Here is a 25,991-nt window from a genome sequence, read left to right as displayed (position 1 = left end):
TGCTACGCTCCTATTTTTCGGAACTTCTCATAGCGTTCTGCTGTCAGCTCCATTGTCTTTTTCCGGCCCAACGCCCTGAGGTCACGCTCAATCAGAGCGTCCATCTGTGAGACGACGAAATCCACGCACTGCTCCACACCATCTTCCGGTTCACTGATGATTTCATCCACAATGCCCTTGCGGTGCAGATCCTGGGCGGTAAGCTCCATGACCTCAGCCGCCTCCTGCACGCGTGAATCGTCCTTCCACAGGATACTCGCAAAGCCTTCGGGCGACAGTACCGAGTATACAGCATGTTCCATCATATAAATACGGTCTGCCACACTCAGGGCTAAAGCGCCGCCGCTGCCTCCCTCACCGATAACCAGGCACAGCACCGGCACTTTGAGGTCTGAAAAAACCTTGAGACATTCGGCAATGGCCGAGGCCTGTCCCCGCTCCTCTGCTCCCCTGCCCGGGTAAGCGCCGGAGGTGTCTACAAAGGTGATGACCGGCCGTTTGAATTTTTCGGCTTGTTTCGCGAGACGCAGCGCCTTGCGGTAACCCTCGGGGTTCATCATTCCAAAGTTGCGGTCAAGGTTCTCCTGGAGGTTGGTTCCTTTATTCTGTGCCAGAATGGTAACCGGCTGGCCGTGAAAAAAACCAACGCCCGCCAGAAGCGCCTGATCGTCACCATACAGGCGGTCGCCGTGCAGTTCCATAAAGCCGTCAAACAAGGCGTCTATATAGGCCTGAGCGCGGGTGCGTTCCGGACGTCTGGCCATCATCACCTTGTCCCAGGCCGTCCGTTTTTTGTTTTCTTCTGTCATCAACCTCTCCTCTCATGAAGGACCAGCAGCTTTTCGATGGTTGATTTCATCTGGCTGCGGTGCACAATGGCGTCAATGGCGCCCTTTTCCAGCAAAAACTCTGCCTTCTGGAAATTCTCCGGAAGTTTCTCCTTGATGGTATTCTCAATCACACGCTTGCCTGCAAAGCCGATAAGGCTGTCCGGCTCAGCGATGAGAATATCCCCGAGCGTCGCAAAGCTGGCGCTGACGCCTCCGGTGGTCGGATTGGTCAGAACACTCAGGTAAAAACCGCCGGCTTCTGAAAAGCGTTCAAGGGCTGCGCTGGTTTTAACCATCTGCATAAGGGAGATGATTCCTTCCTGCATCCGCGCGCCTCCGGAGGCACAGAAGATTACAAGGGGGAGTCTTTTTTTAGCGGCAAGCTCGATCAGACGCGTGATCCGTTCGCCAACGGCACTGCCCATGCTGGCCATCATAAAACGGCTGTCCATGACAGCCACAGCTGTCTTTTTGCCGCCAATTTTCCCAATGCCAGTCAGTACCGCCTCAGACATGCCCGTCTGGCGCTGGCAGGAATCAATTTTCTCTGTATAGCCTGGAAAGGCGTCGGTATCCACGTTGACCAGATTTTTATCAATGGCTGAAAAGCTCCCTCTGTCACAGATCTGGCGTACTCTCTCTCTGGCGCTGAGCTTGTAGTGATAGCCGCATTCGGGGCAGACATACAGGTCGTGCATCAGCGATTCGGAGGGGGTGCTTGCCTTGCATTTCGGACAGGTAATAAACACGTTGTCCGGTATGTCACGGCCCTGCTTTTCCTTGATGGCGTGGCGCAGTGTCTTGAACAGCGTCAGCTTGTTTTTTCTTTCCTTAAACGATTGTTCCATTATCCTTCAGCTCCTGTACAAAGGTATCGACATAGCCGGTGTCAAAGCGGCCCTTGATAAATTCCGGCTCATGCATCAGCACATATAAAAATTCCACATTGTTGGGAACACCCTCAACGATCAGTTCTTCCAAAGCGATCCGCATTTTCTTAATGGCCTCCAGACGGGATTCACCGTTTGTGATGCATTTTAGGATCATGGAATCGTAATAGGGCGGAATATCATAGCCGTTGTAGATGGCTGTATCGACACGCACACCTCTGCCTCCCGGAAGGTTCAGAAAGCTGATATGTCCTGGTCTTGGGGCAAAATCCGCGCTCACATCCTCGGCGTTAATCCGGCATTCGATGGCGTGGCCAAGACAGTGGATATCCTCCTGTTTCAGGCTGCACTTTTTCTTATCCGCAATGCGGATCTGCTGCTTGATCAGGTCGATGCCTGTGATCATTTCGCTGATGGTATGCTCAACCTGTATGCGGGTGTTCATTTCCATAAAGTAATAACGCTCTGCGCCGTCCCACAGAAATTCAATGGTTCCAACGCTGTTGTAGCCCACGTAGCGGCTGGCCTTAACCGCATCGGCGGTCATAGCCTCCCGTATCTTTTCTGGAAGACAGCAGCATGGGGCTTCCTCAACAATTTTCTGGTTGCGGCGCTGAAGCGAGCAGTCCCGCTCAAAAAGATGCAGGACATTGCCGTAATGGTCTGCCAGAAGCTGTACCTCGATATGCTTGGCGCTCTGCACGACCTTTTCGACGTAGACGCCGTCGTCGCCAAAGGCTGTCCTCGCCTCTGCCCGGGCTGTGGTATAGGCGTCAATAAAATCCTCCTCGGATTCTGCGATGCGCATGCCACGACCCCCGCCGCCGCTTCTGGCTTTAATGAGCACTGGAAACCCAATGTCCCTGGCCACCTGAAAGGCCTCGTCCAGCTCTACCACACCTCTGGAACCGGGAATAACAGGCACTCCAGCCTCGATCATGGTTTCCTTGGCTCTTGCCTTGTTGCCCATCATCTCGATGACATCGGCGTCCGGACCAATAAAAATAAGCCCGCATTGTTCAACCAGACGCGCAAAGGCTGGATTTTCAGATAGAAACCCAAAGCCCGGATGGATCGCATCGCAGCCGGTGAGACAGGCGGCGCTTAAAATACGCTGCATATTCAGATAGCTTTCATCAGATTTCGGACCGCCGATGCACACCGCCTTGGTGGCGTACTGTACATGCAGCGCGTCCTTGTCTGCTGTCGAATAAATCGCCACCGTTTCGATGCCCATTTCCTTGCAGGTCCGAATAATCCGGACGGCGATTTCTCCGCGGTTGGCGATTAAAATACGTTCAATCATTGGACCTCTCCAATACAAATGATTTTTTCATCATATTCCACCATGGTTTCATTATCAACATTGATGGCTGTAATGACGCCGTCGCGGTCGCTGCGGATTTCATTCATCATCTTCATGGCCTCAATAATGCACAGAAGGTCTCCCTTCCTGACGGTATCCCCTACCTTTACCAGCGGTTCTCCGTCTTTGATGTTGGAACGGTAAAAGGTACCTACCAAAGGCGATTTCACCCAATGGCCTTTGGCTTCCCCGCAGACTTCAGCCGCACTGGCATCCGGCACTGCCGCCGGAACCATTGTCTGTTTAACAGCCGGCACTGCGGCCACGACGGCACTCTCTGTTCCTTTTTCTAATTTTATGGTAACGTCCCCGCTCTGCAGCTCCATTTTTGAAAGGGCGGAGCTGTCAAAGATCTGGACTATTTTTTCAAGTTCGTTAATGTTCATCCGTTTACCTGCCTGTGGGTACCGGGGAGCTTGCTCCCCAGCCCCTTATTTATTTTCAACGATATTCAGAATATCCTGAACTGTTTTTAAATTTGCCAATGCGTCGTCTTCGATACGGATATCAAATGCGTTTTCAAGTTCCATGGCCAGTTCAACGGCAGATAAAGAGTCAATGCCGAGGTCTTCCTGCAATTTTGCTTCAGGTACAATTAAATCCTCATCTACATTGATCGCTTCTACAATAATTTCTTTAACCTGTTCTAACACAATTACGTCCTCCTTAAAATTACTTACAGGTTAAAAGTATATCCGAAATGTTTTCAATTGTAAATAGTTTTATATTAAAATATTTTTAGGCTACGATTTCATTCGCATTTCTTAAATACTTTTAAGATAAAACAATCTCGCACCGCCCTTTTTCATCTCAGCGCCACCACTTTTGTCGCCACATTTTCCATAAACATTCGATCATGCTCCACAAAAAGCATGGTCGGCTGATACTGACAGATCAAATGCTCGATCTGTATGCGGGACAGCACATCAATAAAGTTCAGCGGCTCGTCCCAGATATAGAGGTGGGCCGGTTTACACAGGCTTGCTGCCAGCAGCACCTTCTTTTTCTGACCACTGCTGTAGTCCTCAAGGCGTTTGTCAAACTGCTCTCTGGAAAAGCCCAGTTTTCTGAGAATCGTCTTAAGCAGGCTCTCGTCAAGGCTGTTTTCACGGATATAATTTCTCAGGCTCCCGGCCAGAAAGGAGGTGTTCTGGGAGACGTAAGAGTATTCAAGGTGTGTTCCAATGATGAGATCCCCTGTGTGGCAGATTTTCTCACCCAGAATTGCTTTCAGGATACTGGATTTTCCACATCCGTTTTTACCGCTGAGGGCCACCCGGTCGCCCCGGTTCACCTCAAAGCTGACATCCTCAAAAACCGTTGTGCCCTCATAGGTGATGGAAAGCCCTCTGGCTTCAATCAGCCTGTTTTTAGAGTAGCTCAGGGTTTTGATGGCAAGCTCATCGGCCCAGTCAATGTTTTTCAGCAGCTTTGACTTTTCCTCAATGGCTTTTTCCTTTCTCGCCTCTGTAACCTTCGAGCGCTTCATCATTTTTGCGGCCTTATGCCCCACATAGCCGCGGTCTGGCTTCAGACCTGCCACAAGCTTTCGGCTCGCGCCTTTCTTTGTTTTCTCCACAGCGTCTGACCATCCGGCGGTCCGTCTGGCTGCCGCGGTCATTTTCGCGATTTCTTTTTTCAGCTTTTCATTTTCCCCCAGCTCATACTGGTCCTGCCGCTCTTTATTCTCCGCCCATGATGTGTAATTTCCCCGCTGCACCTCAATATCCGTATTGCTAATGGACAGAATATGGTCCACGCACTGGTCCAGAAAATAGCGGTCATGGGAGACCAGGATAAACCCGCGCTTGGTGTTCAGGTACTGTCCCACCAGCTCTCTGGATGCCATGTCCAGATGATTAGTGGGCTCATCAATGAGCAAAAACTGGTTTTCTCTCAGAAAGAGAACCGCCAGCAGCACCTTGGTCTGTTCTCCCTCACTTAATGTACTGAAAGGCCGGTACAGGACATCGTAGTCAACCTCCAGCATGGAGAGCTCTCTCTGGAGCTCCCAAAACGCGTAATTTCCGCTTAGTGAATCCACCACGTCGATGGTATTCCGCTCTCTCTGCTCAACCTTAAAGGGAAAATAAGAAAAATCAACCGACGCGGCAATGGTACCGCTGTATTCATACTGGCCCATCAAAAGCTTTAAAAAAGTAGTCTTCCCTTTACCGTTGCGCCCGGTAAAGCCCAGCTTCCAGTTGGTATCAAGCTGAAAGGACACTTTTTCAAAAATCGTATCATAGCTTCCGTCGTAGCCAAAAGTCAGATTTGATACATTTATTAACGACATACTTAACCTCCTGATAAAAAGGATCACATGATGCCGCGAAAACCATTCTCTGCATCATGCGTTCGTTTCGATACCGATCATCCGCCAATGCTTCTTATTCGCTGGCAAATTTGGACGAAACGTCAAAAAACCGCAAGAAAGCATAACCTTCTTGCGGTTCAAAAAATGCACAGATGTCATCAGGAAAGTATCCTGACATACCGAGACGGACAGAATTTGTCTGTCTCCTCTGTCTATATTTTATGAGCGATCAGATCGTTATCTTTCTTGCTGAAGCACACCAAAAAGACCCGGCAAAGCGGATTGGTACACTTCCATATTAAAATACTTAGCAAGAAAAATTACGCATCTTCACATCTCCTGTTCTCTTTTAGATTTCGAAGTTATTATAACAGCATTCTGTGCTGCTGTCAACACGGTCTGTCAAATGCCAATGAGCCTTTCGGCGTTTTCGTGGCAGATCATCTCCCTTTCATCCCGGGTCAGGCCCACTGCCTCAAAAAATGCCAGATCCTTGGCCGCGTCTCCCCAGGGGTTATCAGTGGCAAAGATAAACCGTTCGGCGCCGTAGATGTCAATCAGACGCCTGTAGGCTTCAGGGGCAAAGGTATAGGAGGCAATGGCCGTATCAAAGGTTACGTTGGGGGTATCCAGATAAATATCCTGCGGCGGATTGCCAAAGTACAGACCGCCGGTGTGGGCGGCGATAATGGTCAGCTCTGGAAATTGCCGTGCCATTTCCACCACGGCCTCTGGCGTGGCATGGATGCAGCCGGGTGAGATGGGGTCATATCCGGTATGAAAGACCACCGGCAGCTTTCGGTCGCTGATGGCCTGGTACATCGGGTACAGCCGCTTTTCATTGATGAAAAACCCCTGGTAATCGGGGTGGAGCTTTATGCCGTGAAATCCCATTTCCACAATACGGCTAAGCTCGAAGAGATAGTCCGGCGCATCGGGGTGGACAGTGCCAAAGCTGATAAACGCATCGCTGTGATTCTGGACATAGGCTGCAAAATCGTTGACGCTTTTCTGCTGGTGCGGATTGGTAGCGATGGGCAGCATGACGCCCAGATCAACGCCCCATTCTTTCATATTTTTTTCCGCACAGCCCAGGCTCCCGTCGCCATAATAGGTCAGATGGTGGTTGGGGTCGGTCTTTGCCAGCTTTTCAATGGTTTTCGGGCAAAGCTTGTCCGGAAACAGATGGACATGTGTATCTATTAACATAACTTTCACCTCAGTTAATCTTTTCTACTTATTATAACCTTGATTTTTCCTTGCCGCAATCCCAATATTTTTAACAGTTTTTTAATTCTCCTTGACCAGCACACTTTTAGCGTTTAAAATGAGACTATAACAAAGTGAAGGAGTGAATCTTATGAACCTGATGACGATTCCGTACCGGACATCGCATATTATGATGAAAGGTGTATTAAATGTACTCAAGCTCCCCATTCCACCAAGCCTGGTAGGCCCTGGAATGGTCAAACGTTTCCCGGAAATTATTTCGCTCTGTGATGTGCACAAAGCGCTCGTTATTACTGATAAACCTTTAATGGAGATGGGACTGCTCGACGGATTTCTTGAAGCCCTTAAAAAAGCAGGCATCGACTACTCTGTCTTTGACGGCGTTCAGCCCAACCCGACCTTCGAAAATATTTATGACGGGCTGGAAGCCTACTATACCGAAGGGTGTGACGGTGTCATTGCCTTTGGCGGCGGTTCCTCCATGGACTGCGCTAAAATCGTGGCCGCCAAGGTCACCAATGACAAGCCGATCCCAAAAATGAAGGGCCTGTTCAAGCTGACACACCGCCTCCCGCCGTTCTTTGCCGTTCCTACCACGGCAGGCACCGGCTCTGAGGCCACTGTTTGTGCGGTTATTACCGATACCTCAAATCACGAAAAATTTGCCATCAACGACCCCAAGCTCGTGCCGCTGGCAACCGTGCTGGACCCTGAGCTCATGGTCGGCCTGCCGCCGGCTCTCACCGCCAGCACCGGCATGGATGCGCTTACACATGCCGTCGAAGCCTATATCGGCCACTATGACGCGCCCTTTGTCAAGGAAAAAGCGCTCGCGGCTACCGAGGTCATTATGCGTGATCTGGAAGCAGTTTACAAAGACGGCTCTAACCTGAAGCTTCGCCAGAATATGTCTGTCGCCTCCTTTGACGCAGGTCTTGCCTTTACCCGGGCTTATGTGGGCTATGTCCACGCCATCGCCCACAATTTAGGCGGCTTTTACGGTGTGGCACACGGCTTTGCCAACGCAGTTATCCTGCCGCACATTCTGGAGTTTTCCAGAGACGCGGCCCAGAAAAAACTTTCTGAGCTCGCCCTGTGCGCCGGCCTTGGCGAACCCTGGGACAGCGAGGAAATTCTGTCCTATCGCTTTATCGACCGGATTAAGGAAATGAACGCCAATATGGGGATTCCGGAAACCATTGATGCGCTGCGCATCGAGGATATTCCTGAGCTGGCCAAGCGTGTGCTCAAGGAAGCCAACCCAACCTATCCAGTCCCCAAAATCATGGATTATGACGAATGTGTCGCCATGCTTGAAGAGCTGGTTACTCCTGAGCAGCCAGAGTAAGGAAACAAATATGAGCAGGCATATAAATTGCCTGCTTTTTTATTGATTTTTTCTGAAGCGTTAAATAAATTACAGTTTTTTACAAGTATTCAGGCGTAAACTAGACCATAAAAGGGAGGAGGCGCGGCATGGCTAAGCTCAAAGCATTTTTAAGAGACACCGATGGTTTTTATCTTCTGTTGATAGCAGCCTGTTCACTGCTGTCTGTCACGCTGCTCCTTTCGTGGTGCAACAGCGTCTCCCCTGCCCCTGCTCCCGGCTTCTGGGAATTTCTTGTAAAATATCGTGTAGCCCTGATCCAGCTGCTGGCTGTGGCGGCAGGTCTCTCCTGCGCCCTGATCATAAGCCGTATGGACTATCACCGGATGACACCGCTCTGGATAACCTACACGGCTGCGATCTGGCTGCTGGTGCTGCTGACCTTTCTGCGTGCCGGCCCTTTTGGCGTAAGCCCCGGCGATACCGGCGCCTATTGCTGGATACGCCTGCCCTTCGGCCTGGCCCTTCAGCCCACCGAGCTGGCAAAATCAAGCTTTATCCTGACTTTTTCTCTCCATCTGTACGCAGTGCGCCATACCGATGCCCCCCTGGCAGTCGCCGCTCTGATCGCCCATCTGCTGACTCCGGTTGTCCTGATTCACCTTCAGGGTGACGATGGCACCGCGTTGATCTTTTTTGTCACGGGGCTGGTCATGTTTTTGTCGGTTAAGCACAAGCTGCGTTATTTTATCGGCACTGCGGCTGCGGCACTGGCAGCTGTGCCGATCGTCTGGCAGCTGATGGCCGGTTACCAGAGGGCACGTATACTGGCAGTTTTTGCCCCCGGAAGGCTGGACAGCCTGACGCTGGAGTCCATTCTATACCAGCAAAACCAGGGGCTGGCCGCCATTAATGCAGGCGGGCTCTTTGGTCTGGGCCTTTTCAAACCCGATACGACCTACATTCCCGCCGCTAATAATGATTTTATCTTTTCGCATCTGGCTGAGGTCATGGGTCTTGCGGGCTGTGCCATCCTGATTTTGTTGCTGGCAGGCATTCTGTACAAAACCCTGTCCATCGGCATAAGAAGCCATGACTTCAGAGGACGCACCATCGCTGTTGGCGTCTTTACCCTTTTTCTTGCTGAAGCGGTGATCAATATCGGAATGAACCTTGAACTGATGCCGGTTATCGGGCTGCCCCTCCCATTCTTCAGCAGCGGAGGCTCCTCACTTATGGGCGCTTTTCTCTGTGCGGGCTTTATTCTGAGCGTAAAAAGAAACAGCTTCTCTGAAAAACTCTGAGAAGCTGTTTCTTTTTTATTGTAAACATTCAAGGTAGTAAAGGACTGTCTTGTCGGGCATCGCTGTCTTTAACGCCGCATAGGCATAGGGCTCAAAGACGACAATCTGCTCTGCTCCGGCTTTTTCAATATCTGCGAGGGCATCTTTCTGAATAAGCGCTGCCATCTCCGCGTCAAAACCGATCAGGTGGTATTCTGCGCCAAGGGGTTTCTGCCAGATATTTAAAACATTGACGCGCTTATCTGCCTTCAGCAATGGTAAAAATTCCATACTGGTGGCGATTGGTGTCTCGTCGCTGTTGATGGCAAGCGCATTGAGGGCCTGGCCGTTTCTCAGGAAACGACAGTTAAAGCTGCCGCCGTAAAAGTAAGAGGGCGCTTCGATTTTAAGCAGCTTCAGCTCGTCAGGAAGGTAAACCACCTCAAAGGGAACGCTGATCCCCAGCTTTTCTGCAAACTGTGTCAGCAGATAGGTGGTCTGGCCCGAAAGGGTATACACGACTTCTATCCCCTTTTCCTGAAGCCCGCTGATCAGGCCTTCCAGATATTTAATCCCCTCTTCCACCATACCGTAGGCAAAGTATTCCCAGCCTGCAAAAACCGGCGCGGTCTCCGGCTCAAAGGCAATGCCTCTCGCCTTAAACCACTGGCCCAGCCCAGACGCGCTGTCAGCGGCGATGGTGGCTGTGGCGTCGTCCAGGAAGAGAAAATTACCGCTGCCCTCAAGCACCGGGACAGCCTCCTGCCACTGTCTGAGTGCCTCTGCGTCGGTTTTCAGGATATGTCCACCGCCTGCCTTCAGGGTATCTTTAAGCGATTCGGCGATTTGGGTGCCAAAACCCTTTTTTAACATCAGCTCACGGCTGAGGATCATGACGTCTGTCAAATCCTCGGGGTTTTCGCCAAAGTTCTGCCAGCGCTCTCCCTGGCGTGACAGGATACTCTGGAATACCAGCCCCGCGATGTAGTCGTTAGGAGCCATTTCATCTTTGAAAACCGCCCGTGCCAGCTGAAGCCTGCGGGAGGGATAGTCGTGGAGCATATGGCTCGCCCGGAATTCCGGACAATAGCACACAGCCTGGTCCATATGGATCACCTGGTGGTTCAGCTTGTCTTCGTAATGTTCTAATGTAAATTCTCTCATAATCCCAGCACTCCTTTGTTTACTAATCCCTTGGGGTCAAGGGCGTCCTTGATTTTCTGCATGACCTCGATACCTGCTTCACCGTGCTCCAGGGGTAAATATTCAGCCTTGGCTTTGCCGCTGCCGTGGTGGTGTGAGACGTTGCCGCCGTATTTAAGGCTGGTACGGATGGCAGTGTCCAGACATTCCATATAGCGCTTTTCACCGTCGTAATCGTCACCGCCGGTCTGGGCGTGGAAGATCACATAAACACTGGCGCCAGTATGGTATACATGTGAAAAGTGGCAGTCAACGCTTTCGCACATGGGCTCAAGGGCTTTGCGCATTTCACGCCACACATCGGCGATGCAGTCCCAGGGTGCCGCCACCTCGATGGCATCGGCTGTGCCGCCCTTCATAGCGTCGTGATCCAGCATTTTTTTCGTGGAAAAACGTGAGTGGAACCAGTCATAGCCCGGCTTCGGCCCCTTAGGCACACCGCCATTTAAGGCACAGTAATGATGAACGTATTCCCGTTCCAGATCCACCTGCTTTTCCAGACCTTCGTAGCCGATGACCAGAAAAACGTGGCCTTTTTCAAAGCCGTATTTTTCCATTTTAGGAACACTTTCCTCTTCATCATAAAGACGGACCACTGCCGGGTGGACATTGTTTTGGACAAACTGGCGGATGGCTTCCAGACCGTCCTCGGTACGGTTAAAGGTAAAGGCTTCAAAATAGCGTTTTTCGGCTACTGGATAAATTTTCATTTCCACTTTGGTGACAATCCCGTATACACCCTCGCTGCCCAAAAACAGCTGGTCCAGCTCTGGCCCGGTTGATGCCTTCGGCGTTTTGTGTGTGTTCAGCACATGTCCGTTTGGCAGCACCACCTCAAGGGAGTTAACCATATCGTCCATCTTACCGTATTTGGTAGAGAAGGTTCCTATGGCGCGCGTGGCGACCATGCCGCCCAGCACGGCGCTCTGGAAAGACTGTGGGTACTGGCCGCAGGTATAACCTGCTTCGTTCAGCATGTTTTCAAAATCTGCCCCGGTCAGGCCCGCGCCGCCCACAGCAGTGCAGTTGACAAGGTTAATTTCAAATTCCTTTAAATTTTTAATATCGAGCATGACCTCATGGTTTTCAGCAATACTGCCGCCCACAATGCCAGAGCCGCCGCCAAAAGGAATGATACCGACGCTGTACTCCTGAGAGAGTGCCATGATCCGGCTGACCTCATCAGTGCTTCCAGGCATGAGAATGGCTTCTGGCAGAACCTTGTAAGGCCCCTGAAGCAGCCATTTATACTCTCTGGGATAACAGCCATGGGCATAGATAAGGCGTTCCTCCTCGCGCCGGAGCACGGTAACCTCTGGCAGCTCTTCCTGAACCGCTTTCAAAAAATCGTGGGTATTTTCTTTCATTGTATTCTCCTTACTTTGCTTTAATGTCACGTGCCGCTATAATGTCAACACCTGTGTCCAAAATATTCGAGACCACTACATCGCCCGCCCGGACCGGCGCTTTCACTGCAATGCCGTAAAGGGCATGGATGCAGTCTCTGAGCTTCGTTTTACTGACTTCTTCACTGCTGACCACAGGCAGCAGGTTAAAGATACCGCCCTCTATTGCAACCGTTGTGGTCAGCATCCGTTTGGGATCGGTATACTCATTGACCGCGTATTTTTTCCCGTTATTGCAGTCAAAGCCAGCGGTTTCAAAGGTACCATCATCCTTGATGGTCAGCTCACCCTTGCAGCTTTTGGGGCAGACAATGCAGGTATAATTTCTTTTTTCCATTTTCCATCACTCCTTTGCCACGCTGATACAGATGGGGCCGTCTGTTGTTTTGCCGAGGTCAATGACCTCACAGACCATTTCCGGCGGCTTGACCACCGCGTGTTTTTTCAGCTTTTGGGACTGCCCATTCTGGCTAAATACCAGCCTTACCTTTTCGTCAGGCTTTCTGACCCGCATAAAGACCGGAACTTCTCCAACTGTCCCGCTTATTTTCTGGGGAACCACAAAGCTGATGTTATCGCCGGCTTCCACAGCACGGTACTCATTACCTCCGGTCTCACCCTTTATGTAGCGGACTGCGCCGCGGGCCGCCATCTCTCCGGTTTGGGAGACATAGTCCACCAGGTCAAACACTGTGACCACATTACCTGCCGCAAAGACACCGGGAACGGAGGTCATCATCTGCTCGTCCACCACCGGACCGCGTGTTCTCGGGTCCATTTCAATATTCAGCTGTTCACTGAGCTCATTTTCAGGGATAAGGCCGACCGAAAGCACCAGAAGATCACAGTCAATATATTCTTCGGTTCCTGCGATGGGCTTGAGGTGTTCGTCTACCTTTGCGACAGTAACGCCCTCGATCCGGTCTTTGCCGTGGATCTTGGTCACGGTTGTGCCCAGATGCAGCGGTATGTTGTAATCCTCAAGGCACTGGACAATATTTCGGGTCAGTCCGCCCTCGGTATGCATAATCTCATAGACGCCCTTCACCTCGATATCCTCAAGCGTCATACGCCTTGCCATGATAAGGCCAATGTCTCCTGAGCCTAAAATCACAGCCTTCTTACCCGGCAGATAGCCCTCCATATTAATGTAGCGCTGAACCGCTCCGGCAGTCAGTACCCCAGCGGGACGCGTTCCGTAAATCATGACCTGTGAGCGCGTGCGTTCACGGCAGCCCATGGCCAGAATAACAGATTTGGCCTTGATCTCAAGAAGGCCATCCTTTTCATTGACCGCATAAATAGTCTTATCCGGCCGGATTTCCAGCACCATGGTGTCCAGCTTGACTTCAATTCCCTCGGCCTCTACCTCGTCGATAAAAGCCTGGGCATACTGGCCTCCCGTCATACGGCGTTTAAACCGCAGCAGGCCAAAGCCATCGTGGATACACTGCTGCAGAATACCGCCGAGGGAAAGGTCCCGTTCAATAATCAGAGTGTCAAGTCCTGCCCTGTGCGCTTCTACGGCTGCTGCCAGCCCTGCCGGGCCGCCGCCGATAATGGCGCAGTCTGTCTGTATCCGGTTCATTCTTTTTCCCCCTTTCTGGATGCTGTAGTCAGCATTTCTGAGCCCGCGCCGCGCTTAGTGACTTCCTCAGGCGCGATCCCCAGCTCTCTGGCAATGATTTCTACAACCCTCGGGCCGCAGAAGCCTCCCTGACAGCGCCCCATGCCTGCCCGGGTACGTCTCTTCACCGCGTCCACGGTTGTGGCTGGTATTTTACCGTGTATGGCGTCCACAATCTCACCCTCGGTGATGGTTTCACAGCGGCAGATCACATGGCCATACAGCGGATTTTTTGCAATCAGCGCTTCCTTTTCTTCCAGTGTGCAATCTCTGAACACCTTGTGCGCCGGACGGATGGGGTCATAATTCTCACGCACAGCGGCCTCAGGGTGAAGCGTTGTGTAAATACCCTCGACCCGTTCCGCGATGGCCGGTGAGGATGCCAGCCCGGGAGACTGGATGCCTGCCACATGGATAAAGTTATCCAGCACTTCAGACGCTTCAATGATAAAATCCTCAATATAATTGGAAGCCCGGCAGCCGCTGAAATAGGTGATAATATCTTTTTCGGAGGCCCCCTCGGTCAGATGCTTGCCTTTTTCCATGACAAAGCGTAAATCTTCTTCATCTACGGCCAAATCATCTTTTTCCGGCACCTCGATGGCTGAGGGTCCCCACACTGGGTTGCCCTCGGGTGTCTGGGTCGGGCCGCCGCCCTTGGTAAAGTTTTTAGGCGGTGTGCCAATAAAACATTTGTTGGTGGTTTTGCCGATCTTTTTATCCAGAATCACCAGCGTGCCACGGCGCGGATGAATGGTGTAAAAACGGTCGCCTGCCAGCTCTGCGATTTCGTCGGCATACAGGCCCGCGGCGTTGATCACACAGGCGGCTTCAATGATCCCTTTGTCGGTGACCACGCCGCTTATCCGGGCGCCATCTCTGATAAAGCCCAGCACCTCTGTATTCAGCATAAGCTCTGCCCCGTTGTCAATGGCGTTTTCCATGAGAGCTTCAACCACCTCGTAGGGCTCAACATAGGCTGCCGATGGGGTCCACAGTGCCTTTACCACATCATGGTTGACTGCTGGGTCAATGGCTCTGGCCTCATCGCCGCTTAAAATGGCAATGCCAGGCACACCGTTCTTTTTTCCCAGCTCATAGTACTGCTCCAGATAGGCGTCGTCTGATGCGTCAAAGCCTGCTACAAAGGAGCCGCAGCGGTTCATTTTAAAATGAAGTTCTTCCTGCCACTGTGTGTACATGGCATTGCCCTTTACATTGAGCAGGGCCTTCAGGGAGCCTGCTTTTGAGTCGTAGCCTGAGTGGATCATCCCATTGTTTGACTTGGAGGTTCCCTCAGACACATCTGAGGCTTTTTCGACCACGATAATGCGTTTATTGTATTTTGCCAGGGTTCTCGCAATACCGCTGCCGGTTACCCCCGCACCGATAACTACAATATCCGCCTGGTCGATCACGCCGGCTGCCTCCGCCTTTTTCAGGTCCTCTGTCCGGTCTCTCCGGGCCATCTCTGCCCCCTTGACGGTCAGCTTGTTAATGACCCCTTTCACGCCGCTTTTTCCAGCCGCGTGGCCGATGTCAACCACATGCTGCCAGACATCCACCTCGCCAGTCAGGGTGATCACCCCGCGCGCGTCGGCGCTGGCTTCAATTTTGTAATGTTTTAAGGACGGATCATCCTCTAGTTTCTGATAAAATTGTGCAACACAATCGGACACGATTGTCTCTCCTTTCTGCTTTCAGGCAGAGGAACGGGGTCAGGTGGACAGTCCGCCTTACCCCGTTACCTCTTTCTGCATTTATTCTTCTTTAAACAAAACTATGCCTGCTTACGCCAGCCTACGGAGCGCTCGATGGCTTCACGCCAGCCTGCGTAAAGCGCTTCGCGCTTTTCATCTGTGATGGCCGGCTCAAAGTACTTATCGATTTCAAGAGACTTGTCAAAATCGGCTTCGGTCCAGAGGCCTGCTGCCAGACCGGCCATTTGGGCTGCGCCCAGACTGGTAGCTTCGACGGATAGAGGTCTGTCGACACGGGCGTCGAGCATATCAGCCATGAGCTGCGCCAGCAAATCGTTCATCGATGCTCCGCCGTCAATACGGATATCGGTCATTTTTACGCCAGATTCCTTTTCGACAACGTCCAGAATATCCTTTAAGCGATAGGCGACCCCCTCCAGCGTTGCCCGCACAATGTGGGCCTTGGTGGTGCCGCGGCTGATGCCAAAAATAGTTCCTCTGGCATAGGGATCGTGATAGGGTGCGCTGAGGCCAGCCAGCGCAGGTACAAAGTATACCCCGTTAGAGTCCTCAACTGACCGTGCCAGCGGTTCCGATTCACTGGATTTGTCAATGACCTGAAGCCCGTCGCGCAGCCACTGAACAGCTGAGCCCGTAACAGCTTCAAAGCCTTCCAGAGCGTAATTGATTTCATCCCCGATCTTCCAGGCAATAACCGTGTTTAAGCCCTGGTCGGATACGACACATTCATCGCCGATGTTGATATCTAAGAATGAGCCCGTACCGTTGGTGATTTTACAGGTTCCCTTGGAACGGCAGCCCTGGGCATAAAGCGCGGCGTGCTGGTCGGCAATGGCGCCGCAGATGGGAACCTCTGCCCCGAAAATATCCGGCTCTGTGGTGCCGTAGTTGCCGGAGTCACTCACGATTTCGGGATAAATATCGGTTGAAATTCCCAGATAGTCTAAGAACTCGGTATACCACTCTCCTGTGCTTAAGTCCAGGCTGCCCATAACAGAGGCGTTAGAATAGCTGACCACATGGCTCTTTCCGCCGGTCAGCTTCCAGATCAGCCAGGTGTCAATGGTGCCAAAAAGCGCTTCGCCGGATTCGATCTTTTCTTTGATTTCCGGCACATTTTCAAGATACCAGTGCAGCATCAGGGAGGAATAAACCGGCGCTACTGTCCAGCCTGTGGCCTTGCGCGCTTTTTCTCCCCATTCACTGTCATTAATTTTCTGACACAGGGCCGCGGTGCGGTTATCCTGCCAGACAATGGCGTTGTACAGCGGCACGCCGGTATTTTTATCCCAGACCAGGCAGGTAGCCCGTTGGTTGGTAATGCCGATGGCCGCGATCTCTTCTGGCGCCACGCCGCCTGACAGCATGGCTTCCTTACACATCCGAACACTCTTGTCATAAATTTCCATGGCATCGTGTTCAACCTTGTCCGCACTCGGTGTGTACTGTGTGAATTCTTCATAGCACTGGGATACAATATTAAAATCCTTGTCAAAAATCAGTGCTCTTGTACCAGTTGTTCCTTCGTCAATGACTAAAACATAGTTTTTCATTTTTTTACTCCTTTACTCCTCAAAAAATGATTATTCAGTTGTCTTCCTTATGCTCAGCCCTGCTGTCAGAAACCTCCTTTCCTCCTTCGCCTGTAAATGCTTTACATATTCACTTTTTATGTATTTTGTATTGACTTTATGTTAATATTATATGCTTTTTGATGGTTTGTCAACTAATTTTTAAATTTTGCAAAATTTACAATTAAAAAAGCACACTGGTCTCCACAGTGTGCTTAAATCCTGTTAATTCCGGCAGATCTGTACGGCTGTCTCGGCAGCGCTTCCCGCGTCCTTAGCAAAGGCGTCACAGCCTGTTTTATCGCAAAAATCCTGCGTGATGGGCGCTCCGCCAATCATAATTTTAAACTGTTCCCGGACGCCCGCATCCTCAAAAGCCTTAACAATTTTGGGTATCTCGGGCATGGTAGTGGTCAGCAGGGCAGAGCAGGCCACAATATCGGCCTTTTCCTGCACAGCGGCCTCCACAAAACGCTCCTCGGGCACATCAATGCCGATATCCACGACTTTAAAGCCCCGTCCCTCAAACATCATTTTTACCAGGTTTTTGCCAATATCGTGCATGTCTCCCTTTACGCTTCCCAGCACAATGGTTCCAGTAGCGGTCTGCTGGTTTTCTAAAAGCAGAGGCTTCAGCACCTCTGACCCGTTCTGCATGGCGTAGCATGAGCACAGCACCTCCGGTATATAGAGCTCCTCGTTTTTAAACTCCTCTCCCACCATCTCCATCGCTTCCATCATGGTATCCAGAATGGCCTGCGGACTGGTTCCCTTGTCCACTGCCGCCTGCACCATGGCGGACGTCTCATCCTCTAATCCTTCATAAACCGCATTTTTAATCTGATCTAATAGATTCATTCTTGTCTCCTCTGTTTTCTCATTTTAATGCCAGCTTCACCAGGCGCTCGTAGACGTCTGCCTTTCTCAGTGCCTGGTAGGCATCCTTGTATATTTCAAAATATTCATTATACAGCGCGTGCCGCTGCATATCCGGCTCACAGACCGCCACAATCTTCACCATGTGGGCAACAGCTTCACTCACGTTCGCGTAGAGCTCTGCGCCCAGAGCCGCCAGAACTGCCGCACCCAGTGCTGTGGCCTCCTCTACGGCCAGAATACTGCAGGTCTTGCCATAGATATCTGCCTGAATATGATTCCAGACGTCGGATTTTGCGGCACCGCCGCTCAGTACAATCGCGTTGACCTCGACGCCATTTGTGATCATCTGGTCAATGATTTCGCGGGTTTCGTAGGTAACGCCCTCCATAATGGCCCGTGCCATGGCCTGCCGGCTGTGGCCCAGGGTCAGGCCGATAAAGGTTCCCCGCGCAAAGGGGTCCCAGTTCGGCGCGGCTGAACTGGCAAAATACGGGATACAGATGAGCCCGTCGCTGCCCGGGGCGATGGCCTCGACCTGTTCGTTGATGAGGTCGTAGGGATCGACGCCCAGGGCCTTTGCCTTTTCAATCTCTGGTACGGCAAATTCGTTCCGGTACCATTTCAGGGAGCTTCCAGCTGCGTTTTGCAGGCCTTCTGTTTCCCACTTGCCCGCTACGGTATGGGCCGAGCAGGGCAGGCGCATGCTGCCGTCGTAGATGGGCTCGTCCATATAGGCCAGAGTGACGCCTGCGGTGCCGATGGTCACCTCAATGGTGCCTTTTTTCACAGCACCTGCGCCAATGCCGGCGCACTGCTGGTCGCCGCCGCCCGAAACCAAAAGGGTTCCCTCGGCAAAGCCTGTGAGGGCGCTGCTCTCTCTGGATATTTTTCCAACCACCTTGCCCGAAGGCACCAGGTCGGGCAGCTTGGATTTGTCAAGCTCCAGAGCGTCTACGAGCTCATCGCTCCACTCAAAAGCTTTGATGTCCATCAGTCCCTGGAGGGAGCCGTTGGACCAGTCCTCAAAGTAGCCCTCTGCGCCGAGCTTGTTTAAAATACGCTCCTGATCCATGGCAAACTTATAGGTTTTTTCGTAAATTTCCGGCTGGTGTTTCTTGATCCACATGATCTTGCTGACCGACCAGGTCGTGCCCACAGGCAGGCCGGTGATCTCATAATAGCGCTCCGCGCCCACCAGGCGGCCGATCTCCTCACATTCCTCAAAGGAACGGCTGTCCTGCCAGGAGATGGCGGACCGCAGCGGCATGCCGGCTTCATCCACCGGGGTAAAGGTACAGCGCTGGGTGGAAAGGCCGATGGCGCGGATTTCCGCAGGATCGACGCCTGCTTTCGCGATGGCTTCCCGGGTGGCCTCACAGGTCTGCTGCCAGGTCATCTCTCCGTCCTGTTCGACCCATCCTGACTGCGGAAAGGTACAGGGATACTCACGGTAAGCGCTGCCGACTGTGGCGCCCTCCATGTCAAAAATAATCACTTTTACGCCGGTCGTTCCAATATCGATTCCACTAATATAATTTTTCATCTCTACTCTCTCCAAAAATTATTTTTTATTCGCTTACAATTGAATGGGATAGACGCCGAATTCGTGGGCACATTCGATCATGTGCACCAGGTTTTCCGCACTCACATCGCTCTGAACATTGTGGGCCGGTGACAGCAGAAAGCCGCCGCCAGGGGCCAGCGCCTTAATGGCATCGCGCACTTCCCCGGTGATCTCGTCCTTTGTGCCAAAGGGCAGTATTTTCTGAATATCAATGTTGCCGTGGAATACGATTTGATCGCCGAACTCCTGTTTCAGCTCGTAACGGTTCATATGGTTGGCGCCTGGCTGTACCGGGTCCAGAATGTCGATGCCGCAGTCGATGAGGTCCGGGATAAAGGGGCGGATGGAGCCGCAGCTGTGCAGCATGACCTTACCCTGCGGATTTTTCTTAAGCAGCTCTGTCTTCGCGCTTACCCAAAGCTCCTCGAGATGTGGTTTTACCACCTTCCGGAAGGTTCTCGGTGAAATGAGCGGGCTATCCTGTGTGCCCAGATCCTCACCGCTCAGGCGCAGAATATCCACGTATTCACCGACAGCGTCGATACAGACACGGTCGATTTCTTTCTGTATTTTACAGACCTTGTCCAGCAGCGCGTGGGCAAATTCCTGATTGTTGACCAGGTCGCGGTACCAGCGCTCATGGCCGCGCATATAGGTCGCCACCTCAAAGACCGCGCCGGCAAATTTTGCCAGAATGGCCAGATCGCTTTTGTCCCGGACCATCTGCATTTCCTCGCGCAGGCCCTCGTAACGTTTGGGGTCGCTGGGGTCCGGCCATTCATAATCTTCCAGATCCTCGATGGTGGCGTCTGCCAGGGGCGGGTTCTGCAGTTCAAAGTAAAAATGTCCGCCGTCGATCATGGTCTTTTTCCAGTAGCAGCCCCATTCGTCGGTAAAGCTGCCGTCCTCAAACTGTCTGGAATGGGCTGATTTTGCCGATCTCGGCGAAATGTAGTACATGTCCAGATCCAGTGCCTGGATCATCTCCAGCGGCATCTGTACATCGGTCCAGTGGCCCATCCGGGGGGTGTCTGGAAGATGGTCCATCTTCAGCAGCCTTTTCATATCTCTGTATACATCAATGGTCAGGACCATATCCACAGGCACCCGGTCGGGCTCCTGGTGGCTGGCCGCTGCCATCACACGTTCTCTCGAATTCATTCTTGTCTCTCCTTTTTTACAAATTCCATAGCGCCTCGCAGCTGCACACAATATTCATGGCGCCTGCCTGTATCATTGTTTTTACATCGCTCGGCTTTGAAACCAGCCCGCTTGTGATCACAGGCTGTTCAAATTCACTGCTTACCTTGCGCACGATCCGCGGGATCAGCCCTGGCGTCAGCTCGATAATATCTGGCTTCGACGCCTTAAACAGGTTGATACCGCTTTCCAGCGCCTGATTGTCCATGAGGAATATCCGGTGCGCGGTGATCAGATTTTCCTTAGCCGCCAGCTTCAGAATATGGCTTTTGGTCGAGATGACGCCATCGATCCCAGTGCGCTCCACCGCGTGCCGGATGCCGCCAATGTCCCGTCCAATGCCCTCAATCAGATCCATGTGCAGGAATACCAGTCCATTTCGTTCTTTAAATTCCTTAATCAAATTTTCTGCCTTAAAGTAATCGCCTCCTACCATAAACAGCACCCGAACCTTAGAGTCGAGAGCCTTCCTGAAATTCTCCGGCGTCCGCACAGCGGCGATAACCGGGTATGCCTTAAAAGTCTTCATTTGTTCCTTTGTGATCATTGGAGTGGCCTCTTTCCAATGATTTAAGATAGAAAAAAACCGCCATAAACAAACGGGACAGCTCTCCCATTTATTTATTGCGGTTTCTACAATCTCAAACCAATACGTATTAATTTATTTCATAATAGCATGTCTGTAAATCGATGTCAACGATTTTTTCTGTTATTAAGAAATCTTTTACGATTTTACAGAATGTCAATCCCGTTATTCCGGGCATATTCCCTGTAAATTTCGGGTTCTTTACCATCGACAACAAAGGCCTCAAAAATATTCAGGTCAAACATCTTGGCCAGGGATATTTTATCGAACTTGGTATAGTCGGCCATGAGATAGCACTTCTGGCTGATCTCGGCCAGCGTCTGGTTGACCTCGATCTCCTCCAGCGAGCTGTGGGTCACGCCTTTGGGAATGGAAACAGCCAAAACCCCCATAAAGGCTTTGTCAATGTTAAACTTTCTGAGGAAATCATCTGCGTCCTTTCCGTAAAAAGCGCCGGAAATGCTGCGCAGCCGCCCGCCGGGCATAAAGACATTCACACCCTTTACGGTAGATGCCTTGAGGGCCACATTCAGCGACAGCGTTATGACGTTCAGGCTTTTCATATCCTCCAGATAATCGAGAACCAGCTCGACGGTGCTTCCGGAGTTCAGCGCGATGGTGTCCCCATCCTTAATCAGCCTTGCCGCCTTTTGCGCGATGATCCGTTTTTCATCCAGGTTTTGCAGCTTCTTCTGGGCAATGTTCATCTCCACAGTGGTCTGGCTTGCCAGGCTTTCCTTGGCATAGGCGCCTCCGTAGGTCAGTTCAATGCCGTACTCCTCTGCCAGGTATTTTAAATCCCTCCGGATGGTTGGCACGCCCACCTCGTATTTTTTTGCCAGCGCGTCGGCCTTTACGGAACCCTCCTTCAGGATTTTATTGAGTATTTCTTTTCTGCGTTCTACATGCAGCATTCACTTCACCGCCCTTTTCTACCAACACTATACCATTTCTTTCATGCCTGCGCAAGGGGTTCAGCGGGCTGTTCCCTGCCATTCACGGCGCAGAATGCTGTAAACGGCCGCGTCGCAGCGCCCATAATTGCTCACATTGTATTCCCGGAGCACCCCTTCTTTTGTCATACCGCACTTCTGCATGACTTTTCCGGACGCCGGGTTTTCCACCGCGTGCAGAGACTCGATGCGGTTAACCCCCACCCGCTCAAAGAAAAAACGGATCACTGCTGACAGCGCCTCAGATGTGAGCCCCTGGTTCCAGTATTTCCGGCCGATGCAGTAGCCCACATGCACATACTCAGCCGCCTCATCGACGCGGACAGCGCCAATGCTTCCGATGGGCTCGCCGGTTTCCTTCAGCGTGATGCACCAGTTGTAATCACTCAGTAAAATGGCGTCGTTCTGCCACTTTTCGATGATGGCCTGGGAGTCCTCAGGACTCTCGTGGGTGGGCCAGCTCATAAATCGGGTAACCTCTGGGTCTCCTGCCCAGCCCAGGTACATGGCCTCTGCGTCGTCAATGGAAAACTGACGCAGCACCAGGCGCTCGGTTTCGATTCTACGCGTTCCCTGATGGTTCATATGAATCCCTCACTTTCTTTTAGCCTATTATACCACGATTACAAGCCTGTGTATCGGTTTTCTTTTAGGTTTTAAAGGTCCAATTTCCAAAGGCTTTATGGTATAATAGCCCTGAACTTTATACGAATCAGGAGGTTTTTACACATGCTTACATCAACCACGCGCGCATTTGGCTCTCCCAGCCGCTACATTCAGGGCTACGGCGAGCTTGAGCGCCTTCAGGACTATACAGCCGACTACGGGAAAAAGGTGCTTGCCATCATTGACCCGTTTTTTTACGACACCCTTTCCCCATCCCTAAAGGAAGCCTTTGAGGCTGCCGGCTCTGCCATCGAATCCGTTAAATTCGGCGGCGAAACCACCATCACCGAGCTTGAACGCCTGGCAGCCATCGCCTCTCAAAACGGCAGTGATGTCATTGTGGGGATCGGAGGCGGCAAAACCATCGACGCGGCCAAATACACCGGCATCGCGGTATCGGCAGCCATTGTCATTGCCCCGACCTCTGCCGCCACCGACGCACCGACCTCTGCGCTCTCGGTCACCTACACCGAGGAAGGCGTCCACGCTGAAACCATCTATTTCAAGCGCAACCCCGACCTCATTCTGGTCGACAGCAAAATCGTCTCCAAAGCGCCCATCCGTTTGCTGGTATCTGGGATGGGCGACGCGCTGTCCACCTATTTTGAAGCCCGGGCGCATCTGGAGTCCAACACTGCCAACCGCATTGGAAAGGGCTACCGCACGACCCTGGCAGGGATGGCGGTGTCTGAGCTGTGCTACCAGGTGCTGCTTGAGGACGGCCTGAAGGCCAAACAGGCTGCCGAAGCCGGGGCCTGTACCGAGGCCCTTGAAAACATTATCGAGGCCAACACCCTGCTCAGCGGGCTGGGCGTGGAATGTGTGGGCTGCGCAGGAGCGCACGCGCTGAACAGCGGCTTTTCCGCTGTGGAGGCCTGCCGGAATTACACACACGGTGAGATCGTCGCCTTTGGCACCCTGTGCCAGCTGGTGCTCGAAAACCGCCCAAAAGCCGAAATCGAGGAGGTTCTGGACTTTTCCACCAGCGTGGGCCTGCCTGTCACCCTTGCCGAAATCGGCCTGGATGCCCGTATGGAGGCTGACCTTCGCCTGGTAGCCGAGCGCGCCGCAAAGGCGAAGCACATCGCCGCCGAGCCTGTCACCGTTAACCCTGAAATCATCTACCATGCCATCCTGGCCGCTGACGCGATGGGCCGGGAGTGGAAGGCGGAAGGTTGATTCAAGGTTAAATCCAGAGGCTGTTTTAATGGAAAATTGAGAACGGAGAATGACGGTGAGTCCAAAGTTAGAATAACTTTGGGGAACGAACCTAATGCACAGCTAAAGGAACAAAACGCCGCGCATTTTGAATGAAATAGCGGCCATAAGCCGCTGTCTTAATCGCTTTTGCAGCAGTAAAAGAGGTTTTTCATTTTCAATTTTCAATTAACAGTCCTCTCATTCACGTTCTGCCTGTTTATGATAGCATTTGTCTACACACTGCGACCGTTTTTATACGGTCTTTTTTTAATATCACAAATTTTTACCCTTTCTGGACAAAAAAAGCGGGAACTATTTCTCTTTTATTTCGATTGTATAGATAGAGGCCTTTACACGTGAATAAGGGCAAAGACAAATGAAAGTTGCTCATTTAGCACTGAATCGCAAAAACATTTTTAAAAGTATTTTATACTTCATTTTATAATAAATTCACTTAAACCAAATGTTTGTTATTTCTGCCAAAAAAAGTATGTATGTAGTAGAAGCATTTTTTACAATGATCAATGAAACACCCTGCCATTTTCAAAAAACTCGGTATGTATATAGTAGAAGCATCTCAAGAGGAGGAAAAAATATGGATTATCTCAAACAGCTCAACGCTTATCGAAGAAAGCGTCTGGCCAGCCCGCTCTCGTCCAATGCCATTGCCCTTTACGCCATTCTTCTGGAGTACGCTAACGACCTGTATTTCCCAGACCGCTTTACCGCGGCCAATTCAGTGATCTGCGGCCTCAGCAGCCTCAGCCTGACACGGATGCAGGCCGCGCGTAAGGAGCTCTGTGAAGGTGGTTTCCTGGCTTATACGAATGGGCACAGGGACCAATGCGGTACCTATCAGCTTACCGATCTGGTTCAAGTCTCCAGCATGCTCCAACAAGACGAAAAACCGGACAACAAACCAGTTAGTAAACCGGATACTAAACTGGTTAGCAAACCGGACAGCAAATCGGTTAGTAAACCGGATAACAAACTGGTTAGCAAACCGGACACATTAAATAAACCAAACCAAAGCAAACCAGACCAGCTAAAAGAGTGCTACGGCGACTTTGTCACCCTCACCTCCGATGAACGGATAAAGCTGAGGGAACGCCTGGGCGAGGCGGACACCGTGCGCTACATCGAAAGACTGAACGAGTACATTGGCCAAATCGGCCAGAAAGCCGCCAATAAGCGCTACAGAAGCCATTACCATACCATTCTCAGCTTTTACCGCAGAGACTCGGAAAAGCGGCATGAACAGCCAAACAGCCCCATTCCAGATTACACCGCAAGCAAAGGAGAAAGCCTGTGAATTTTGAAGTCAGAATCCCCGATCCCAACGCCGGCAGCCCGGAATTCTATATGGAGAACGGACTCAAACACTGTCCGCTTTGCCACACCCCCATGGAGACATGGGTGGCCTTTGGCGCCACCCCAAAAAAAGTATCCTGCCTGTGCCAGTGCAGAACCGAAGCCCGCGACCAGCGTGACCGCGCGTTTAAGGCCCACCAGGAGGCAGAGCGGCAGAAAATCCGAAAAGCATCCCATATTCACGACCCCGCCCTGCGCAGAATGACCTTTGAGGCCGACAATGGCGCCTGCCCCGGGGCCATCGAAAAGGCAAAGCGATACGTGGCGCAGTTTGAGGAAAACCTCAGAGAGAACATCGGCCTGTTGTTTTACGGCGATGTGGGCACTGGAAAAACCTTTACCGCCGGCTGTATCGTAAACGCCCTGGACGACAAGGGCTATAACGTCCTGGGCACCAGTCTCACCCGGCTGAGAGACGACATGCCCGGCGAGTTCGATAAAGACCGGAGCCGTAATGCCTACTATGACCGCCTGGCCGGCTATGACCTGGTGCTCATCGACGATTTCGGCATTGAGAGACAGAGCGAATACACCCTGGAGCAGATCTACAGCCTCATCGACGCCCGGTATAAAAGCGGCAAGCCCACCATCATCACCACCAACCTGACGCCCGAGCAGCTCAGTCATCCCCAGAGCATGGCCACACGCCGCATCTATGACCGCATCACAGGAATGTGCTGCCCCATGCTTTTCGAGGGCCAAAGCCAGAGACAGGCACAGCACGAGGAAAAGATGGCAAGGGCCCGGGAGATGCTGTCCACTGCCTTTAAAACTTTTTCTTGACAAACCTTTCAAGCGAGT

General features: G+C 51.8%; 24 protein-coding genes. 5 read left to right on the top strand and 19 right to left on the bottom strand.

Annotated features, from left to right (window positions below; genetic code table 11):
• Nucleotides 1-2: 2 nt before the first annotated feature.
• The 7 genes from FYJ53_RS07410 to FYJ53_RS07380 all read right to left on the bottom strand — a co-directional run bounded on the left by FYJ53_RS07410 (nt 3) and on the right by FYJ53_RS07380 (nt 6,612).
• Nucleotides 3-809 (bottom strand): acetyl-CoA carboxylase carboxyltransferase subunit alpha, encoded by an 807-nt coding sequence (locus FYJ53_RS07410; RefSeq protein ID WP_013379915.1) that lies wholly within the window; start codon nt 807-809, stop codon nt 3-5.
• The gene (accD, locus tag FYJ53_RS07405; protein WP_013379914.1) at nt 809-1,678 is read right to left on the bottom strand and encodes an acetyl-CoA carboxylase, carboxyltransferase subunit beta; all 870 of its coding nucleotides are present in this window, start codon (nt 1,676-1,678) and stop codon (nt 809-811) included. Before accD ends, FYJ53_RS07410 begins: the two co-directional genes overlap by 1 nt.
• Nucleotides 1,662-3,026 (bottom strand): acetyl-CoA carboxylase biotin carboxylase subunit, encoded by a 1,365-nt coding sequence (accC, locus tag FYJ53_RS07400; RefSeq protein ID WP_013379913.1) that lies wholly within the window; start codon nt 3,024-3,026, stop codon nt 1,662-1,664. The genes accD and accC overlap by 17 nt, the downstream gene beginning before the upstream one ends.
• Nucleotides 3,023-3,472: an acetyl-CoA carboxylase biotin carboxyl carrier protein gene (accB, locus tag FYJ53_RS07395; protein WP_013379912.1), complete on the bottom strand. Its 450-nt coding sequence runs from the start codon at nt 3,470-3,472 to the stop codon at nt 3,023-3,025. Before accB ends, accC begins: the two co-directional genes overlap by 4 nt.
• A 45-nt stretch (nt 3,473-3,517) precedes the next feature.
• Nucleotides 3,518-3,739 (bottom strand): acyl carrier protein, encoded by a 222-nt coding sequence (locus FYJ53_RS07390; RefSeq protein WP_013379911.1) that lies wholly within the window; start codon nt 3,737-3,739, stop codon nt 3,518-3,520.
• A 152-nt stretch (nt 3,740-3,891) separates the two neighbouring features.
• Entirely contained in the window at nt 3,892-5,382 is a 1,491-nt protein-coding gene (gene abc-f / locus FYJ53_RS07385) for a ribosomal protection-like ABC-F family protein (protein ID WP_013379910.1), read from the bottom strand.
• Between the two features lie 423 nt (nt 5,383-5,805).
• A complete protein-coding gene (locus FYJ53_RS07380; RefSeq protein WP_013379909.1) occupies nt 5,806-6,612 on the bottom strand; it encodes an amidohydrolase family protein in 807 nt (268 codons plus the stop codon).
• Nucleotides 6,613-6,763: 151 nt separating this feature from the next.
• On the opposite strand from FYJ53_RS07380, the gene FYJ53_RS07375 reads away from it, so the two are divergent.
• Both FYJ53_RS07375 and FYJ53_RS07370 read left to right on the top strand, forming a co-directional pair.
• The gene (locus FYJ53_RS07375; RefSeq protein ID WP_013379908.1) at nt 6,764-7,981 is read left to right on the top strand and encodes an iron-containing alcohol dehydrogenase; all 1,218 of its coding nucleotides are present in this window, start codon (nt 6,764-6,766) and stop codon (nt 7,979-7,981) included.
• Nucleotides 7,982-8,109: 128 nt separating this feature from the next.
• Nucleotides 8,110-9,264 carry an FtsW/RodA/SpoVE family cell cycle protein gene (locus FYJ53_RS07370; protein ID WP_073382429.1) on the top strand — a complete coding sequence of 385 codons (1,155 nt, stop codon included), beginning with the start codon at nt 8,110-8,112 and terminating at the stop codon, nt 9,262-9,264.
• Between the two features lie 15 nt (nt 9,265-9,279).
• On the opposite strand, the gene FYJ53_RS07365 is transcribed toward FYJ53_RS07370, so the two are convergent.
• The 12 genes from FYJ53_RS07365 to FYJ53_RS07310 all read right to left on the bottom strand — a co-directional run bounded on the left by FYJ53_RS07365 (nt 9,280) and on the right by FYJ53_RS07310 (nt 22,538).
• On the bottom strand, nt 9,280-10,407 hold the full coding sequence (locus FYJ53_RS07365) for a hypothetical protein (RefSeq protein WP_013379906.1): 1,128 nt from the start codon (nt 10,405-10,407) through the stop codon (nt 9,280-9,282).
• Nucleotides 10,404-11,813 (bottom strand): FAD-binding oxidoreductase, encoded by a 1,410-nt coding sequence (locus FYJ53_RS07360; protein WP_013379905.1) that lies wholly within the window; start codon nt 11,811-11,813, stop codon nt 10,404-10,406. Before FYJ53_RS07360 ends, FYJ53_RS07365 begins: the two co-directional genes overlap by 4 nt.
• A gap of 10 nt (nt 11,814-11,823) precedes the next feature.
• Complete coding sequence (locus tag FYJ53_RS07355) at nt 11,824-12,189, bottom strand: DUF1667 domain-containing protein (RefSeq protein ID WP_013379904.1); 366 nt, start codon at nt 12,187-12,189, stop codon at nt 11,824-11,826.
• 6 nt (nt 12,190-12,195) lie between these two features.
• Nucleotides 12,196-13,440, bottom strand: a complete 1,245-nt coding sequence (locus FYJ53_RS07350; protein WP_013379903.1) for an NAD(P)/FAD-dependent oxidoreductase — start codon at nt 13,438-13,440, stop codon at nt 12,196-12,198.
• On the bottom strand, nt 13,437-15,158 hold the full coding sequence (locus tag FYJ53_RS07345) for an FAD-dependent oxidoreductase (protein ID WP_013379902.1): 1,722 nt from the start codon (nt 15,156-15,158) through the stop codon (nt 13,437-13,439). Before FYJ53_RS07345 ends, FYJ53_RS07350 begins: the two co-directional genes overlap by 4 nt.
• 101 nt (nt 15,159-15,259) lie before the next feature.
• Entirely contained in the window at nt 15,260-16,753 is a 1,494-nt protein-coding gene (locus FYJ53_RS07340) for a glycerol kinase GlpK (protein WP_013379901.1), read from the bottom strand.
• A gap of 243 nt (nt 16,754-16,996) precedes the next feature.
• The gene (locus FYJ53_RS07335) at nt 16,997-17,629 is read right to left on the bottom strand and encodes a B12-binding domain-containing protein (protein ID WP_013379900.1); all 633 of its coding nucleotides are present in this window, start codon (nt 17,627-17,629) and stop codon (nt 16,997-16,999) included.
• Nucleotides 17,630-17,648: 19 nt separating this feature from the next.
• Nucleotides 17,649-19,193: an FGGY-family carbohydrate kinase gene (locus FYJ53_RS07330; RefSeq protein ID WP_013379899.1), complete on the bottom strand. Its 1,545-nt coding sequence runs from the start codon at nt 19,191-19,193 to the stop codon at nt 17,649-17,651.
• A 33-nt stretch (nt 19,194-19,226) separates the two neighbouring features.
• Nucleotides 19,227-20,375 (bottom strand): uroporphyrinogen decarboxylase family protein, encoded by a 1,149-nt coding sequence (locus FYJ53_RS07325; protein WP_013379898.1) that lies wholly within the window; start codon nt 20,373-20,375, stop codon nt 19,227-19,229.
• Nucleotides 20,376-20,391: 16 nt separating this feature from the next.
• Entirely contained in the window at nt 20,392-20,961 is a 570-nt protein-coding gene (locus FYJ53_RS07320; protein WP_013379897.1) for a glycerol-3-phosphate responsive antiterminator, read from the bottom strand.
• A 185-nt stretch (nt 20,962-21,146) separates the two neighbouring features.
• Nucleotides 21,147-21,914, bottom strand: coding sequence for a DeoR/GlpR family DNA-binding transcription regulator (locus FYJ53_RS07315; protein ID WP_013379896.1), 768 nt, complete (start codon nt 21,912-21,914; stop codon nt 21,147-21,149).
• Between the two features lie 60 nt (nt 21,915-21,974).
• Nucleotides 21,975-22,538: a GNAT family N-acetyltransferase gene (locus tag FYJ53_RS07310; RefSeq protein ID WP_013379895.1), complete on the bottom strand. Its 564-nt coding sequence runs from the start codon at nt 22,536-22,538 to the stop codon at nt 21,975-21,977.
• Nucleotides 22,539-22,682: 144 nt separating this feature from the next.
• Between FYJ53_RS07310 and FYJ53_RS07305 the strand changes: the two genes are divergently transcribed.
• The 3 genes from FYJ53_RS07305 (at nt 22,683) to FYJ53_RS07295 (ending at nt 25,973) form a co-directional block, all read left to right on the top strand.
• A complete protein-coding gene (locus FYJ53_RS07305) occupies nt 22,683-23,798 on the top strand; it encodes a glycerol dehydrogenase (RefSeq protein WP_013379894.1) in 1,116 nt (371 codons plus the stop codon).
• Nucleotides 23,799-24,414: 616 nt separating this feature from the next.
• Nucleotides 24,415-25,131 (top strand): hypothetical protein, encoded by a 717-nt coding sequence (locus FYJ53_RS07300; RefSeq protein WP_013379893.1) that lies wholly within the window; start codon nt 24,415-24,417, stop codon nt 25,129-25,131.
• Nucleotides 25,128-25,973 (top strand): ATP-binding protein, encoded by an 846-nt coding sequence (locus FYJ53_RS07295; protein ID WP_013379892.1) that lies wholly within the window; start codon nt 25,128-25,130, stop codon nt 25,971-25,973. The genes FYJ53_RS07300 and FYJ53_RS07295 overlap by 4 nt, the downstream gene beginning before the upstream one ends.
• Nucleotides 25,974-25,991: the final 18 nt, after the last annotated feature.

This window comes from Eubacterium sp. BL-380-WT-2B (assembly GCF_009696115.1).
GTDB lineage: Bacteria > Bacillota > Clostridia > Eubacteriales > Eubacteriaceae > Eubacterium > Eubacterium callanderi.
Note: the sequence above shows the minus strand (reverse complement) of the source record. Positions and strands in the feature narration are given on the sequence as shown.

Coding starts and splice junctions, on each gene's coding strand:
- FYJ53_RS07370 (WP_073382429.1), top strand. CDS start 8,110: ATGGCTAAGCTCAAAGCATTTTTAAGAGACACCGATGGTTTTTATCTT.
- FYJ53_RS07325 (WP_013379898.1), bottom strand. CDS start 20,375: ATGAATTCGAGAGAACGTGTGATGGCAGCGGCCAGCCACCAGGAGCCC.
- FYJ53_RS07330 (WP_013379899.1), bottom strand. CDS start 19,193: ATGAAAAATTATATTAGTGGAATCGATATTGGAACGACCGGCGTAAAA.
- FYJ53_RS07340 (WP_013379901.1), bottom strand. CDS start 16,753: ATGAAAAACTATGTTTTAGTCATTGACGAAGGAACAACTGGTACAAGA.
- FYJ53_RS07380 (WP_013379909.1), bottom strand. CDS start 6,612: ATGTTAATAGATACACATGTCCATCTGTTTCCGGACAAGCTTTGCCCG.
- FYJ53_RS07375 (WP_013379908.1), top strand. CDS start 6,764: ATGAACCTGATGACGATTCCGTACCGGACATCGCATATTATGATGAAA.
- FYJ53_RS07335 (WP_013379900.1), bottom strand. CDS start 17,629: ATGAATCTATTAGATCAGATTAAAAATGCGGTTTATGAAGGATTAGAG.
- accD (WP_013379914.1), bottom strand. CDS start 1,678: ATGGAACAATCGTTTAAGGAAAGAAAAAACAAGCTGACGCTGTTCAAG.
- FYJ53_RS07320 (WP_013379897.1), bottom strand. CDS start 20,961: ATGATCACAAAGGAACAAATGAAGACTTTTAAGGCATACCCGGTTATC.
- accB (WP_013379912.1), bottom strand. CDS start 3,472: ATGAACATTAACGAACTTGAAAAAATAGTCCAGATCTTTGACAGCTCC.
- FYJ53_RS07315 (WP_013379896.1), bottom strand. CDS start 21,914: ATGCTGCATGTAGAACGCAGAAAAGAAATACTCAATAAAATCCTGAAG.
- FYJ53_RS07300 (WP_013379893.1), top strand. CDS start 24,415: ATGGATTATCTCAAACAGCTCAACGCTTATCGAAGAAAGCGTCTGGCC.
- accC (WP_013379913.1), bottom strand. CDS start 3,026: ATGATTGAACGTATTTTAATCGCCAACCGCGGAGAAATCGCCGTCCGG.
- abc-f (WP_013379910.1), bottom strand. CDS start 5,382: ATGTCGTTAATAAATGTATCAAATCTGACTTTTGGCTACGACGGAAGC.
- FYJ53_RS07305 (WP_013379894.1), top strand. CDS start 22,683: ATGCTTACATCAACCACGCGCGCATTTGGCTCTCCCAGCCGCTACATT.
- FYJ53_RS07365 (WP_013379906.1), bottom strand. CDS start 10,407: ATGAGAGAATTTACATTAGAACATTACGAAGACAAGCTGAACCACCAG.
- FYJ53_RS07360 (WP_013379905.1), bottom strand. CDS start 11,813: ATGAAAGAAAATACCCACGATTTTTTGAAAGCGGTTCAGGAAGAGCTG.
- FYJ53_RS07350 (WP_013379903.1), bottom strand. CDS start 13,440: ATGAACCGGATACAGACAGACTGCGCCATTATCGGCGGCGGCCCGGCA.
- FYJ53_RS07355 (WP_013379904.1), bottom strand. CDS start 12,189: ATGGAAAAAAGAAATTATACCTGCATTGTCTGCCCCAAAAGCTGCAAG.
- FYJ53_RS07410 (WP_013379915.1), bottom strand. CDS start 809: ATGACAGAAGAAAACAAAAAACGGACGGCCTGGGACAAGGTGATGATG.
- FYJ53_RS07310 (WP_013379895.1), bottom strand. CDS start 22,538: ATGAACCATCAGGGAACGCGTAGAATCGAAACCGAGCGCCTGGTGCTG.